Genomic DNA, 14480 nt, shown 5'->3' on the forward strand with positions numbered 1-14480 from the left:
TTTTGTTAAAGTAGTTAGTTAGCAAACTACAACGAGGGGAGAATGGAGTATGAATACGAAGGAAAAAGCCAAGCGCACGGGAATGCTATTTATTGCCCTGTTACTCATCGGAGGGCTCGTGCTGATGTATACGGGCAATGATGCCCTGGTTCTGGCTACGGAAAAAAAAGAAGGGATCCTCACGGCGGAACAGGTCAAGATGTCTTTTGATTCCGTCAGCGGCCGGCTTATCAAAGAGGCGGTGAAGGAAGGAGACTATGTCAAAAAAGGCGATGTAATCATGGAGCTGGATTCCACGGATACTGACCTTGCCATCGAGAAACTCAAGACCCAGATCGCGCAGATGGAAGCGCAGATAGCATCCACCAGCGGTACGCAGGGCATCAACTATCTCAAAGCGGATACGGATGCAAGCCAGAATTACCGTGGTATCGATCAGCAGCAGGCGGCGGTACAGTCGGCTGCTGTGACCTTGAAAAATGCCCAGCTTGACTATAATCGCAAGGCTGCTTTGGTAGAGGCAGGTGCTATTGCTCAATCGCAGCTTGACGATGCGGAAATGGCCCTTAATGTGGCTCAGGCTAACGTGGAGCAGCAAAAACAGCTGCTGAATAAATTGACGGCGGTTACCAATGGCAGTGGCACGGACGCCATCGCTCAGGAGCGCTTGGCTGCCGCTAATATGAGCAATGATGTAGAAGCCCTGCGCCAGCAGAAGGAGGCTTTGGAAGTTCAGCTCAAAGAACTCGAAGTTGCTAAGGAACGGTTAACGCTGCGGGCCCCTGAAGATGGCAAGATTCTCAAGGTGCTCGCCAAGGAAGGCGAGATGATTTCGCCGTCTACGCCAGTGGTACTGCTCGAAAGCAGCCGCAGCTATTACGATATTTATGTCAGTGAAAAGCAGGCGGCTCACCTTGCCGAAGGCAAAGCGATTACAGGGACTACGGTAGCCGGAGATAAAGAAGTGACTGGAACGATACGTCTGTTGACGCAAGCGCCGGGCTTTGCAGATTTGAAGAATTCCCGGGAAAAGGGCCAGTCGGATCTGTCGGCCTTCCAGGTGCGCATCTATGTCGATAAGCAGGAAGGCATCATTCCCGGCATGACGATTGAGGTGAAAGATAGTGAATTCACTAAGAGATGAGATAAAGTTCTTATTTTCCGGTCAGGGGATGCCTTATGAAAAAGTCTGTCTGATGGTGGCCATGGTCATCACGGTCATCATGTCAGTGCTGCTCAGTGGCAACATTGCCAAAGATGCCAAGGTCGCTGTTATCGATTTGGATAACTCGGCGTATTCGCGCGAATTGATTAACCATATCGAGGCTTCCGAGTTTATGAAGGTCACAGCGGTACTCAATACCCCGCAGGACCCCAAGGATTTATTCTATCAGGATAGGGCAGTAGCCGTGGTCTATTTCCCCCAAGGGCTGGAAAAAGCCCGCTATACCGGCATGGCGGCGAATATCGGTGTTTTCTACGATAACACCAGTTCAGCTGCTACCAGCAATGTCAAGGAGGCCTTGAATGAAATCGTAGGGCTCGACAATGCGGCGGCTAATGGCGATGTGGGCAGTACCAACGACAGCCTGCAGGGGCAGCTGAATCTGGCTTCCCGCAATCTCTTCAATCCCCAGGATTCCAAGGACAATGGGGAAACCTTAGGGTTTCTGCTGTTCTTTGGCTCCATGTTCTTTACCTTTGCCACCATCGGCATGATTCCCCGGCTGCGGCTTAGCCAGCAGCTTGACGAAGTGCTGCTGCATGGCACGCCCTGGGATTTACTGATCCGTCTGGTGCCTTATGGATTCTGCCTGCTGGTGTCGTGGGTAGTGGGGCTGGCGGTGCTCCGCGTCTGGGGGGATTTGACTTTCTCGGGAAGCCTTTTGACCTTTATCTTCGTGCAGCTCTTTATGATTCCCACCATTGGGGCGCTGTCCCTGTTCTTTGGCTGGACGGCGGCCAATCCGGGCATCGCCTCGAGCCGCATGATTCTCTTTATTCCCGGCGGCTTTATCTTCGGCGGCATGACGGCGCCTACTACTTTCTTTGCGGACTGGGTGGTGAAATTCAGCCATGTGTTCCCGCTGACCTGGGAATTTCATTTCCAGCGGGATATCATCGCCCGAGGTGCAGGTTTCGGGGACATTTCCCAGACCTTTGGTGCTTTCCTCATCTATATGGGTATTGTGGGCATCCTGTTTTGTCTGCGGTTCAATGCGTCACGTAGGGAACTTTTGGCAAAACGGGCAGAGAAAATGGTGGTTATTGATCGCTGGCAGTGAATCGCATATAGGCAATATTGCCGTGTTGTTTGGACATTTCCAGGAATATTCTGCGGTTGCTTACTGAACACCAGGCGTTAGAGCCATGGGGGCCGTGATTGCCGATTAATATCTTTGCTTCATCATCGCTAAGGTCAAGGGCTTTCATGACTACATAGGTGGCTAGAAAATTAAGATTAAGTGCTTCCTTTATATCATCGCGTGACATGACCGTGATTTTTGATACATAGCCTGCTCGGTTAGCATAGAGCGTAACTACTGCGCCCTGTTGTCCAGATTTTAATACGGTCATATAGCTAATATATGCAGCATTTTTATCCATTTCAATCGGTGGAGATAATTCATCGAACGTATGAGTAGCTCTATGATCGGTGTAAGCTAATGCTAATTCACGATTCATTTTTGCGTAAAAATTGGGAACAGTTAGGTCACAAACTTGGACTAGTTGTGCATTGGCTATGGGGGTGAAGAAAAGGAAGAACAAAAGCACGGTAAGGATAATCTTGGGCATAAAATCAGCTCCTTTGCAGTGAAAAAATTTATTTTTATATAAATTCGATGATTGATGAAAATATCCTTGTGTGAGCAAAAAATATGTAACGTAAATTCTTAACTATAAGGTTGACAAGTCAATAACTGCTTTGATATAGTGTGTTTATAAAGTTACTTTATAAACACACTATTTTGAGGTTTACGCTATGGATAAAAAGGATATGCGTCGGGCGAATCGGCAGCTTTTGCGGCAGGCATTGATGGAACTTGGGCAGGCTACAAAGCCTAAGCTTGCGGAAGTCACGGGCTTTAGTGTTGTGACGGTCAATGCGCTGATGAAGGAGTTGTTGGCAGCTGGCGAAGCAGAGGCCGTAGAAACTATAAATTCGGGTGCGGCTGGTGGGCGGCCGGCGCAGCAGTTTGCTTATTGCCGCAATCGGAAGCTGGTGCTGTTGCTGTATATGTTTGAGGAGCAGGGGCGGGATAAACTGGTGCTGGCCGTGGAAAACCTGCTGGGGGAAATCATCTGGCAGAAGGAAGCGTTTCCCGCTGAAATTACGGAAGCTGTCCTGTTGGCGAACCTGCAGGCCGCTTTAGCGGAATTTCCCAAGACCTGTCAGGTGCTGTTGGGAATGCCCGGTGTGGAAGTGGCAGGCAAAATGCTAGTCATTGATTATCCTGAGCTACGGGATTTGACTTTGACATTTGACTTGTCAAAAAAACTCAGCCTGCCGGTACAGTTTTGCAATGATATCAATGCGGCGGTGATGGGGTATGGCAGAGAATGCCCGCAAGCTGATGCGGAAACTATTGTCGGCCTTTACTGGCCCCATGGATATCCGCCAGGGGCGGGCATCTTGCAAAACGGCAGGCTCTATATTGGCCGGGATGGCATTGCTGGTGAAGTGGGATGCCGTTTTTCGACGGGAGAGCCTTATCATGAAGGAGACTTCGCGCAGCTTGCGGCAGCTGAAATCATCCGCTTAGTACGGTATTGGAATCCGCATCGACTGGTTATCTATCGGGAGGGCTTGACGGAAGATAGGCTGGAGGAAATCCTGTCAGCTTGCCGGCGAGAGCTGCCCGGCGAATTGCTGCCGCAGGTAGAGCTTAGAGCTGATCTGGCACAGGATTATGTGCAGGGATTGCGGCAGATTGGCAGAGAATTACTGTTACGTTCTGAAGGAGGCTATTAAGATGCTGGCGGATTATCATGTGCATACGGAGTTCAGTGACGATTCCCGGGAACCCATGGAAGAACAGGTCAAAAAGGCCATCAGCCTGGGGCTTACGGAGCTTTGCTTTACCGATCATGTGGACTATGGCATCAAGAAGGATTGGGCCGAGGGGAATATCGAATATCGGGGCGGGGACGGCGTCGGCCTGGCAGCAGAAGAACAGCAGCCCTTGGCCAATGTGGATTATCCGGCGTATTTTGCCAAGTTCCGCCGAGTGCGGGATGCATACAGCCGGGAGATTACCTTGCGCTGCGGCTTGGAATTCGGCGTGCAGATGGGGACGATTCCCCGCTATGAGGAACTCTTTGCCCGTTATGAGCAGGAGCTGGATTTCGTACTGCTCTCTATCCATCAAGTGGAGAACAAGGAATTCTGGAATCAGGAGTTCCAGCAGGGGCGGACACAACAGGAATACAACGAGCGTTACTATCAGGAAATGTATGATGTGATCAAAAACTTCAAGCAGTATTCGGTGCTGGCTCATGTGAATCTTATCAGCCGCTATGATAAGCAGGGAAAATATCCCTTTGCCTCAGTCCGGGATATGGTGGCGGAAATCTTGAAAGTGGCCATCGCCGACGGCAAAGGCATAGAGCTCAATACTTCGTCCTGGCATTATGGTCTTGACGATACCATGCCTTCCCGCGATATTTTACGCTTGTATAAGGACTTGGGCGGCACAATCATCACCATTGGCTCCGATGCACATTCGACGGAATATCTGGCAGATCATATGCGCGATGCCCGGGAAATCCTGGCTAATGAAATCGGTTTTGCGAAAATCTATACCTTTGTGCATGGCGAGCCCATAGCGTATGATTTTTGATGTTTGACGAGAGGATTTTATGGAAATGACACAATCGCTCCGAGAATCGGAGTTTAATCCGGCAAACCTATGGACACAGCATGCCACGAGGGCCGTGTTCTTTATCGGCGGCTTTGGTGCTGCCTCCTGGGCACCATTGGTGCCGCTGTTACGCCAACGATTGGCCATTGGCGAGGATATCTTGGGGCTTTTGCTGCTCTGCATTGGCATTGGTTCCCTGCTGACCATGCCGCTCTCCGGGGCCGCGGCCGTAAGGCTGGGCTGCCGGAAGGTGCTGACCTTTGCCAGCATTGCCTTTGCCCTGTTACTATTCCTGTTGAGCCAGGTCGGCGACATTCTGCTGGCCATTCCGGTGCTGCTGCTCTTTGGCGCCATCATGGGCTGCATTGATGTGGTGGCCAATGTGCAGGCTGTTATCGTGGAAAAAGCTGCGGGCAAACGGCTGATGTCCGGCATGCATGGCCTTTGGAGCGTCGGCGGTTTTGCCGGGGCTGGCCTGTTTGGAGTCTGGGTAGGCGGATTGGGACTTACGCCCACGGTTTCTACGCTGATTGCCGCTGGCATCATGGTGGCGGCGATTTTGTTCTTTGCCCGCTTTCTGTTGCCCTATGGCGGTGATGCCGGTGGCAAGATGCTGGCCATTCCGAAAGGCATCGTGGCTTTTGTGGGCATTATCGCCTGCATTGCCTTCCTGGTGGAAGGAGCCATTATGGATTGGAGCGGCGTATTCCTGACCACTGTGCGCGGCTTTGACATGTCGCTGGCGGGCACGGGCTTTACGGTCTTTTCCGCCGCCATGCTGACGATGCGACTGGTGGGTGACAGGCTGGTACAGAAAATGGGACAGAAAGTCGTTATCCTGGGCGGCAGCGTCTTAGCCTTTGCTGGCTTCCTGGCCGTAATCTTTGCGTCGCAGGCTTGGCTGCTCTACGCAGGCTTCTTCGCCATCGGCGTGGGCAGTGCCAATATCGTGCCGGTGTTCTTCTCCCTGCTGGGCAAGCAGCAGGATATGCCCATCGGCCTGGCGGTACCTGCTGTGAGCACGCTGGGGTATCTGGGCATCCTGATGGGCCCCGCGGCCATCGGCGCCCTGGCTCATGCCACGAGCCTTTACGCCGCCTTCGGCCTGCTGGCCGGGCTGGTGGCCCTGCAGTTCATTATTGCCCGCTATGTTTATCAAAAAGTTTTATAAGTATTTTAGGCGGAGATAAAGAAGGCACCCCTTGCCAGATTCACATGGCAAGGGGTGCCTTTGTATGATGAAAACAAAAGAATAAAGATTTACCAATGGGGGTGAAAGACTAATTGGCCCTGGGCATTTACTTTTCCCAGATGCTTCAGGAAAAAGCGGGCAATCGAGCCGGTTATCAAGGCAGATATCAGGGTTCCTTCCCGGATGCCTTCAATGCCATTCAGATAGATAAGCGAGATAATGGCAGCAAAGATGACCAATAACACATCGTTGCCGGTCTTGACTTTGCCGAAGTCGATATGGAACTTCCGGGAGATGGCGTAAACGATGCCTTCGCCGGGGAGCATGAGGACATTGGCGATTCCCTGCACGGCGACGCCAAAGGCGATGAGGGTGGTGCCGATAAGCAGCGGGAGCAATTGCAACAGGTAGTTGGTGGGGACGACCCAGCTCCACATTTGCATGTAGAAATCGATAAACCAGGCAAAAATCATCGTGACGGGAATCTGCAGGAACTGGACATTATCGAAATCCTTGCGCAGGAGCAGGTATTGGCCGGCAAACATCAGCATATTGATGGTAAAAGTCATCTGTCCCAGCGAAAATGGCGAGGCCAGGCTGATGACGTAGGGGAGACTGGAAATCGGTGATGTGCCGAGCAGGCTTTTTACAACTAAAGCGATGCCGGAAGCCTGGACAATCACGGCGAAAACAAACAGGGAATAACGGGTAACAATGGACACGAATGGATAACCTCCTAGAAAAAAATTCAATTCTATTATAGAGGTTTTTCGCGGTATAATAAAGGTATCGCATGGGATTGTTGCAAAACGAGGGGGGAAGCTATTGGACGAACGGAAAAGGGGACTGCTCATGGTATGTTTGGGTGCGTCCATGTGGGGCGGCAGTGGTGTCGCCGGGCAGTATCTGCTGCAGGATTGCGGCTTTTCTACGGAATGGCTCGTGGTGTCCCGGATGCTGCTGGCAGGTGTCATCTTATTGCTGATAGATACCTGTATTTACAGGGAAAGCATCTTGCATATCTGGCAGGATAAGAAAGATGCTTTGGAAGTGCTGCTGTTTGCTGTTTTGGGGATGCTGGCGGTGCAGTATACGTATTTTGCCTGCATCAAGGCGGGCAATGCGGCCACGGCTACGGTATTGCAATATCTTATGCCGGTGTTTATTGTCGGCTATACTGCGTTGCGTGTCTGGAGATTTCCCCGGTATCAGGAAATACTCTGCGTGGGTATGGCTGTGGGCGGAACTTTCCTGTTGGTCACCCATGGCAGCCTGGATACGTTGTCGATTTCGCCGCAGGCCTTGTTTTGGGGATTGGCGGCGGCAGTGGCGGCGGCATTCTACACCATGCAGCCCAAGCGGCTGATCCGCAAATGGCGGCCGACCTTGGTTGTCGGCTGGGGCATGCTGCTTGGCGGTACAGCCCTTTCGTTTCTGTGCCCGCCCTGGAATTTTGTGGGGATTTGGCATCCTTTAGCCGGTCTTATTTATGCCTACATCATTATCTTCGGAACCGTGGTGGCCTTCGGCTGTTATCTGGGCAGCATGAAATATATTCAGCCGGCGGAAGCCAGTATCCTTGGTTCGCTGGAGCCTTTGTCGGCGATTGTCTTTTCTTTGCTGTTCCTGGATGCCAGTTTCGGTCTTATGGATTTACTGGGTACGGCGTTGATTTTGGGGACAGTATTCCTGCTGGCTCGGCATGGACAGCAGTGACGGATTAGAAATAGAGCATATTATTAAGGAGGAAATTTCGATGGAAAATAAAGTGTCTTACCTGGAACATGCGGCGGTGACCGTAGCCGATATCGAGTGGAGCCTGAACTTTTTTCAGACGGTGCTGGGCATGACGGAAACTCGGCGCAAGGAACAGGATGGCGTGTTGCAACAGGTCTGGCTGAAAGGCGGATTGCAGTTGATCGCCGCCCCTGAAGATGCTGCAGCAGGCCGGGGCCACCATTTGGGCATTGTGGTACAGGATTTTAAGGCCACGTTGCAGGAAATGCTTTCGTATGAGGGCGTACATGCTATGGAGGGCAAGCCAGAAAAATGGGTGCAGCTTCCCGATGGGCTGGTGCTGGAGCTTTTCCAGGAAAAGCCTGGGGCGATTGAAAAAGTTTTAGCGGTAGAGGTAAAGTGAATGATGCGATTAAAGGATATGGTGTTCGTGGCCCCATTGGTCAACTTGTTGATACAGGGGGGTGGGAACATCATATTTTTTACCTAAAGCAACGATGCGGGAAACGAGTCCAGAGAATTCCGAGGACTTGCCTGCGAGAACGTCTCGTTGCATCGAGGTGCGAAGACCAGGTTTAAACGCATCAATCATCTTTAGTCCGATTGCTACCAAATCGTTTTCCCAGGTGATTCCCATGGCATGGCCGATGGCTACGACTTCGCGAATCAGGCCGGTAAAGAAATCGCGCAGTGGGCCTTCGTGCTGGAAATCTTCACTGACGGCATCAAAGTAGAGCCCGGCGGCGCCCATAGGCGAGACAAAGGCGAATTTCTGTAACGCATCGCGCTGAATATGCTTGGTATAGTGTGCATGAATGTCCGCGTCCTGCATGATTTTTTCGAGCGCTTTTGCCTTATGAGCCAGTCGGGTATCCTGTCCTGGGCGGAAGCCAAAGAATACCCGAAGGATTTTTTCCGGTTGAACGATGATGCCAGGGCTTTCGATTTTCGCAAAGATATACATACAGCCGTCCAAACAAGTGAGGTCAGGCAGTGCCTGTTGCATGACTTCGCCTGTGCCGAATACGTTTAGGATGGGGACAATGAGGGTGTCTGCATTGGCGGTGCGGCGGGCCAGTGCAATGGCATCGTCGATGTTGTAATATTTCACGCAGACGAGCATGACGTCAGGGGTATCGGTGTATTCGTCCATCGTGCAGGCTTTGGCCGGTTTTATGAGAATATCGCCGCGGTGTTCCGTGCGGATGGTTAGCCCGTTTTGACGGATGGCTGCGAGATGCTTTCCGCGAGCAATAAAGGTTACATCCTGACCAATGCTGGCAAGGTAAGCGCCTAAAGTGGCGCCAGTACCACCGGTGCCGACAATTGCAAATTTCATTTGAATCCCTCCAATTGTTTTTATGTTTACATTGTAACAAATGGATCTAGCAGGGGCAAGGCGAAGTCAAGGAAGGTTTTTCCGATTGGATGCAGAATTACAATACCGTATTCTGTTTTTGCTGGGAGAGGATAATATGGCGAAACGTACGATAATGTTGACGCGTTGCCTATTTCAATATAATAACGTTCATTGCAACCGTTGCGAACGGATTTGTCCCCAACAGGCAATTCATAATCGGATCGTCGATGAAGCGCGTTGTGATAACTGTGGCCTTTGTACGGCAGTATGTCCGACGGGGGCCATATTGTCTGGGGTCGATTACGATGGCTGTCTGGCAAGGACAAAGGAACTTTGTCCCCAGGTACTCATGTGTCGGAAGGTGGATAAAAAGGGAATGCCCTGTTTGGGCGCTCTCAATCGCAGATTGCTTTGGAGTTTGGCGGAAACGAATGATCTTGCCATCGATACCTCGCGCTGCCAGGAATGCAATCCGGCGGTGTTTTTGTGGTTGGATAAGGAAATCGCTGCCTGCAATGCTGTGCTTGAGCGACAGGGACGAAAAAAAATCACATTGGTTCATGTGAAAGCGGCACAGCCCGCAGCCAAACAAGTGGCACGGCGCGGATTTTTCCGTTCCTTATTTCAATCTACCGCGCAAGGGGTCAAGGATTTTACCGAGGAGCAGATCAAGCGGCAATATACCTTTGATGGGGTGTTTTGGCTGGAAAAACAGCAAACGACGCCGAATGAGCTCTTCTTTGGCATGGAGATATCGGATGCTTGCAACGCGTGTGGGCTGTGTCTGTCACTTTGTCCGGAAAAAGCCTTGCACTTTTTCGAAAATGCTGGGGGAAAATCGGTACAGTTTGATGCGCGAAAATGCAGCGCCTGCGGACTTTGTAGTGGAAACTGTCCGCAACAAGCGATGAAGCTTTTGCCATCTTGGGAAAAAACGTAACAGTATTTCATTTTTTTCTCACCCAAATTTTGCTATAATTTAATGTAGTTATTTCATTAAAGGTGGTTTATTTATGCTTCGTTTTTGTCAGCCTTCGGTGCGGTCGGTTGATCGCATGGGCTTGCTAGGGATTATGTTTGGCAGTTGGATGATTTGGGAGAGTTTGATTCGGCTGCTTTTGGGGATGCGGTTTTATTCGGAGTTATCGTGGAGTCCTTTGGATTTGTTGCGAACCTTTTTGCTGGGACTTGTCTATGATGCCTCGGCTGGTGTCTTTTTCTGTTTGCCCTTGGCGTTCGTGTTCTTATTGCCAGCAAAAGTGCTCTCGACTGCTTGGGGAAAATGGTTGGGAAAATTACTGGTATTTTTGCTTAATGGATTTATGGTCGGTTCCGGTGTGACGCTCTTTTTCTATTTCCAGGAATTTCACACCTGTTTCAATTTCATTGCAGTAGATTATCTGATTTATTCCAGCGAAATGCTCGGGACGATTCAAGAGTCGTTCCCACTAGGCATCATTGTGCCCGTGATGTTGGTCATAACGCTGGGAATTACTTGGTTGCAGCTTCGTAGACGGGAGTTTATTCCGAAGGTGCGGGATTGGCAGCATTTCGTTACCGCGGTAGGATTCGTGGCTTTGGTGCCGGCCGTGGCGGCGGCATTGCCGCAATCGGCATGGCGTTTGCAGGTGGCAGCGGACAAAATCAATCAGGAGCTTGCCGGTAATGGCCCTTATGAATTTGTCCGTGCCTATTTCACCAACGAACTCGACTACGATTCCTTTTATGCGAAAGAGACCGATACGACGGTACTTCGTCAGCGCCTGCGCAGTGAGGTGAAGGGAAACAACGAAGCCCTGCTGGGGGATAATGGGGTGACGCGCCGCGTCGAAAACCAAAATGAACTGACTGGCAAAAAGCCCAACGTTGTGTTGATAACGGTGGAGAGTTTCAGTGCGGATTATGCTGGCTTCCTTGGCTTTGCGAACAGCTTGACCCCGAACCTGGATGAGGTGGCGCAAAAGTCTTTGAGCTTTACCCGTCTCTATGCAACGGGGACGCGGACCGTCCGCGGCCTTGAGGCGCTGTCCCTTTCAGTGCCGCCAACACCAGGACAGTCCATCGTTCGCCGTCAGGATAATAGCAATATGGAAAGTCTGGGGGATGCGTTCCGCCAGAATGGCTATCAGAGCGACTTTATCTATGGCGGCTATGGTTATTTCGATAATATGAATGACTTTTTCGCTGGCAATGGCTATACGGTGAAGGACCGGAAGGACATTCCGGAAGAAAAAATTCACGATGAAACGGTTTGGGGAGTTCCCGATGAAATTCTCTTTGACCAAGTGCTAAAATCCTTGGACGAGCATCAGGCAAAAGGGGAGCCGGCTTTTGAGATGGTACTAACTACGTCAAATCATCGTCCGTTTAAGTTCCCAGAGGGTCGAGTCGATGCGCCGCAGGGGGTGCGGAACAGCGTCGTGCGCTACACCGATTGGGCGATTAAGGACTTTTTGGATAAGGCAGCGAAAAAGCCTTGGTTTGATAACACGGTATTTGTCATTGTGGCAGATCATCAGGCCTTAGCAGCGGGTAAGGCCGATTTGCCTATTAACCGCTATCATATTCCTTGCCTGATTTATGCGCCAAAACTTATCAAGGCCGGACAGTGTAATCGCCTGATGAGTCAGATTGATGTGGGGCCGACTTTGTTGGGGCTCCTCGGTATGTCCTATACGTCGCGGTTTTTCGGTCATGATGTGTTCCAGGTACCGGAGTCGGAGGACCGCGCCTTTATCAGTACCTATCAGTTGTTAGGTTTGGTAAAGGATGACCAGTTGACGATTCTGTCCCCGAATCAAGGGGTAAAATCGTATCGTATCGATGATTGGTCTAAGGCGGATTATACGCCCATTACCACCAGCGAGGAAATGCGGCAGCAGGCGGTTTCGTGGTACCAGGGGGCCAATATGCTCTATCATGAGGGATTGTTAAAGGCCCCGCAGTAAAAAAGTGTGATGAGAGGCTGTAAAAAGCCTCTTTTTATTATTCAAATTTATTGCAAAATTAAGAATATCCATTGAAATTATAACCGCGGATGCGTTATAATATAATAAAGAAGCTAAAAATATTTGGAAAGGGTGGTTCCATGCAAACCATTGCACTTATCGCACACGACAAGAAAAAAGATGAAATGCTCGATTTTGTCAGTCATCACCAAGACCTCCTCAAACACTTCCATTTGATTGCAACGCGGACTACTGGAACATTGATTAATGAAAAATATCAGTTGAATGTGGAGACCATGATGTCAGGGCCATTGGGCGGTGACCAGCAGATTGGTGCTCGCGTGGCCACCGAGCAGGTTGATTATGTTATTTTCCTGCGTGATCCGTTGACGTCACAGCCGCACGAGCCGGATATCAATGCACTCCTTCGACTCTGTGATGTTCACAACATTCCATTGGCAACAAATCGCAAGAGTGCACATATCTTGTTACAGTATGCGGATAAAAAACTCAGCGTATAAAAAGTTCTTGAATTAATGGCCCGTATCTCTTAGAATAGAATTGATGGGGATTACCCGCTATCACACCGAGCCCAAAGTGACCCAAGGAGGTAACGAGCAACATGGTACCATCATACGTGTGGCTGATTCTGGCAGTAGTGGCAACATTAATCACATACTGGGTGGAATACGGTCAAGAGGAAGATTGAGCGATTATACTTCGAAGAGCGCAGCTGATTCGGCTGCGCTTTTTATTTTCTCTTTGACAATAATTGGTACCTGGTATAAAATTAGCATCAGGTACTAATTTTTGTCCAAAAAGAAAAGAGTGATAAAAATGCTTATTCATGATTTGATTTACCAAGGGGCGCCGGATGATCTGGCAATCGTTGACCATGAGCGCCGTTTCACTTATAAAGACCTTCAGGCAGCCGTAAAAGCCTGCCGTGACAGGCTTTATGCAATGGGCGTTCATCAAGGTGACCGAGTGGGGATCTTTACGCGCAATAGTGCCGAATTTATCTTTGCTTATATGGGCATTACGTCGCTGGGAGCGATAGCGGTTCCCCTCAATTTCCAATTGAGTAGTCGCGAGATTGCCTACATTATTAAAGATGCGGGGATACGAGTCCTTTTGACGTATCAGCCGTTGAATCTTGTTGATGCTTTGGCACAGCTGCGCTGCCAGCTCAAAGTGGCGCAGTATGATATTCGCTCCATTGGCAAGCCGAAAACGGGAATTGAAGAGGCACCAGATCTTTCGGAGTATTTCAGCGCGGACAATCCGTGCCAGATCATCTACACGTCTGGTACAACGGGCAATCCGAAGGGAGCAGTCATTTCTCATCATAACATCCTCTTCAATACGAAGCAGATTGATTACATGGGTTGTCGGCCGGGGCATAAGGCGCTTTGCGTTTTGCCGATGTATCATTGCTATGGTCTTACCTGTGCGGTGTTTTATACACTAAGCGTTGGTGCTGCCATCGTGATTCTCGATTCGTTTACGCCGCGGACGACAATCAGCACAATTCGTGAGGAAGGGATAACGGAGCTCTATATCGTGCCGTCGATTTGCAGCCTGCTGACCAAGCTGGGGACTCTGGAAGATATGAAGAGTGTACGGCTGGTCGTCAGTGCTGGTACGACACTGCCACTGAAAATTCAGCAGGACTTTACCGAAAAGTTTGGTTTGGATATCTGCGAGGCTTACGGCCTGTCTGAGACGGCACCAATCGTTACGATGACGCCATTGGGGAAGACGAAAGTCGGTTCCTGTGGTCCCGTGGTTCCCCATTTGCAATGGAAACTCATTGACGATGAGGGCAAGGAAGTTCCCTGTGGTGAAGTCGGTGAGCTGATTGTCAAAGGGGAGAACGTCATGCTGGGTTATTGGAATCTTCCCGATGTGACGCATGATGCCATGCGGGGGGGCTGGTTTCATACCGGTGATGTAGCCCGTGCCGATGAAGATGGTTATATCTACATCGTCGACCGCATTAAGGACATGATTATCAGCATGGGTGAAAACGTTTATCCGCGTGAAGTTGAAGAGGTGATTTACCAGTTCCCAGGTATTCATGAGGCTGCTGTCGTTGGCATTGAGGATAAACTCCGCGGGCAGGCGGGGGCTTGCTTCTATAGTGTGAATCAAGGGGCTGTGGTAAACGTCCGGGAGCTCAAACAGTTTCTGCAAAATAATTTGGCTCTTTACAAGATTCCGCGGGAGTTTCATGTTATGGATAAATTGCCGCGTACGACAACTGGTAAGATAGCCAAGAAGAAGATATTAGCAGAATTTAAAAAATAAATAACAAATAATACCCAAAACAGTTCCATGACGGTAATGATGCGTTATCGTTATGGAACTGTTTTTGTATT

General features: G+C 50.1%; 14 protein-coding genes. 11 read left to right on the forward strand and 3 right to left on the reverse strand.

Annotated features, from left to right (window positions below; translation table 11 throughout):
- Positions 1–49 precede the first annotated feature (49 nt).
- Positions 50–1144: an HlyD family secretion protein gene (locus T504_RS0101205; RefSeq protein WP_033169196.1), complete on the forward strand. Its 1095-nt coding sequence runs from the start codon at positions 50–52 to the stop codon at positions 1142–1144.
- Positions 1125–2285, forward strand: coding sequence for an ABC transporter permease (locus tag T504_RS0101210; RefSeq protein WP_033169197.1), 1161 nt, complete (start codon positions 1125–1127; stop codon positions 2283–2285). Before T504_RS0101205 ends, T504_RS0101210 begins: the two co-directional genes overlap by 20 nt.
- Here the strand turns inward: T504_RS0101210 and T504_RS0101215 are convergent.
- Positions 2266–2796, reverse strand: coding sequence for a hypothetical protein (locus T504_RS0101215; RefSeq protein ID WP_033169198.1), 531 nt, complete (start codon positions 2794–2796; stop codon positions 2266–2268). The two genes, T504_RS0101210 and T504_RS0101215, sit on opposite strands and share 20 nt — an antisense overlap.
- Positions 2797–2983: 187 nt before the next feature.
- On the opposite strand from T504_RS0101215, the gene T504_RS0101220 reads away from it, so the two are divergent.
- From T504_RS0101220 to T504_RS0101230, 3 genes are read left to right on the forward strand one after another with little or no spacing between them, the layout of a single operon-like run.
- Positions 2984–3973, forward strand: a complete 990-nt coding sequence (locus T504_RS0101220) for an ROK family protein (RefSeq protein WP_051635122.1) — start codon at positions 2984–2986, stop codon at positions 3971–3973.
- Position 3974: 1 nt separating this feature from the next.
- On the forward strand, positions 3975–4841 hold the full coding sequence (locus T504_RS0101225) for a histidinol-phosphatase HisJ family protein (protein ID WP_033169199.1): 867 nt from the start codon (positions 3975–3977) through the stop codon (positions 4839–4841).
- A gap of 19 nt (positions 4842–4860) precedes the next feature.
- Positions 4861–6033, forward strand: coding sequence for an MFS transporter (locus T504_RS0101230; RefSeq protein WP_369793593.1), 1173 nt, complete (start codon positions 4861–4863; stop codon positions 6031–6033).
- Positions 6034–6122: 89 nt separating this feature from the next.
- Here the strand turns inward: T504_RS0101230 and T504_RS0101235 are convergent, their stop codons facing one another.
- Complete coding sequence (locus tag T504_RS0101235; protein ID WP_072022679.1) at positions 6123–6776, reverse strand: YczE/YyaS/YitT family protein; 654 nt, start codon at positions 6774–6776, stop codon at positions 6123–6125.
- Positions 6777–6879: 103 nt separating this feature from the next.
- Between T504_RS0101235 and T504_RS0101240 the strand changes: the two genes are divergently transcribed.
- Together T504_RS0101240 and T504_RS0101245 are read left to right on the forward strand one after the other, a co-directional pair.
- A complete protein-coding gene (locus T504_RS0101240) occupies positions 6880–7770 on the forward strand; it encodes a DMT family transporter (protein WP_197018653.1) in 891 nt (296 codons plus the stop codon).
- Positions 7771–7810: 40 nt separating this feature from the next.
- Positions 7811–8194 (forward strand): VOC family protein, encoded by a 384-nt coding sequence (locus tag T504_RS0101245; RefSeq protein WP_033169200.1) that lies wholly within the window; start codon positions 7811–7813, stop codon positions 8192–8194.
- Positions 8195–8203: 9 nt separating this feature from the next.
- On the opposite strand, the gene T504_RS0101250 is transcribed toward T504_RS0101245, so the two are convergent.
- Positions 8204–9130, reverse strand: a complete 927-nt coding sequence (locus T504_RS0101250) for a ketopantoate reductase family protein (protein ID WP_033169201.1) — start codon at positions 9128–9130, stop codon at positions 8204–8206.
- Between the two features lie 85 nt (positions 9131–9215).
- Here T504_RS0101250 and T504_RS0101255 point away from each other — a divergent pair, with 85 nt between their 5' ends.
- From T504_RS0101255 to T504_RS0101270, 4 genes are all read left to right on the forward strand, one after another.
- On the forward strand, positions 9216–10091 hold the full coding sequence (locus tag T504_RS0101255) for an ATP-binding protein (RefSeq protein ID WP_033169202.1): 876 nt from the start codon (positions 9216–9218) through the stop codon (positions 10089–10091).
- Positions 10092–10164: 73 nt separating this feature from the next.
- Entirely contained in the window at positions 10165–12099 is a 1935-nt protein-coding gene (locus tag T504_RS0101260) for an LTA synthase family protein (protein WP_051635123.1), read from the forward strand.
- Between the two features lie 140 nt (positions 12100–12239).
- Positions 12240–12620 (forward strand): methylglyoxal synthase, encoded by a 381-nt coding sequence (locus T504_RS0101265; protein ID WP_033169203.1) that lies wholly within the window; start codon positions 12240–12242, stop codon positions 12618–12620.
- 316 nt (positions 12621–12936) lie between these two features.
- The gene (locus tag T504_RS0101270) at positions 12937–14409 is read left to right on the forward strand and encodes a class I adenylate-forming enzyme family protein (protein ID WP_033169204.1); all 1473 of its coding nucleotides are present in this window, start codon (positions 12937–12939) and stop codon (positions 14407–14409) included.
- Positions 14410–14480 lie beyond the last annotated feature (71 nt).

Origin of the sequence: Selenomonas sp. ND2010 (genome assembly GCF_000702005.1) — a bacterium.
Taxonomy (GTDB): Bacteria; Bacillota; Negativicutes; order Selenomonadales; family Selenomonadaceae; genus Selenomonas_A.

Bases quoted from the DNA above. Each gene is read 5' to 3' on its own strand.
- T504_RS0101215 (WP_033169198.1), bottom strand. From the start codon at position 2,796: ATGCCCAAGATTATCCTTACCGTGCTTTTGTTCTTCCTTTTCTTCACC.
- T504_RS0101205 (WP_033169196.1), top strand. From the start codon at position 50: ATGAATACGAAGGAAAAAGCCAAGCGCACGGGAATGCTATTTATTGCC.
- T504_RS0101265 (WP_033169203.1), top strand. From the start codon at position 12,240: ATGCAAACCATTGCACTTATCGCACACGACAAGAAAAAAGATGAAATG.
- T504_RS0101250 (WP_033169201.1), bottom strand. From the start codon at position 9,130: ATGAAATTTGCAATTGTCGGCACCGGTGGTACTGGCGCCACTTTAGGC.
- T504_RS0101225 (WP_033169199.1), top strand. From the start codon at position 3,975: ATGCTGGCGGATTATCATGTGCATACGGAGTTCAGTGACGATTCCCGG.
- T504_RS0101270 (WP_033169204.1), top strand. From the start codon at position 12,937: ATGCTTATTCATGATTTGATTTACCAAGGGGCGCCGGATGATCTGGCA.
- T504_RS0101260 (WP_051635123.1), top strand. From the start codon at position 10,165: ATGCTTCGTTTTTGTCAGCCTTCGGTGCGGTCGGTTGATCGCATGGGC.
- T504_RS0101220 (WP_051635122.1), top strand. From the start codon at position 2,984: ATGGATAAAAAGGATATGCGTCGGGCGAATCGGCAGCTTTTGCGGCAG.
- T504_RS0101245 (WP_033169200.1), top strand. From the start codon at position 7,811: ATGGAAAATAAAGTGTCTTACCTGGAACATGCGGCGGTGACCGTAGCC.
- T504_RS0101230 (WP_369793593.1), top strand. From the start codon at position 4,861: ATGGAAATGACACAATCGCTCCGAGAATCGGAGTTTAATCCGGCAAAC.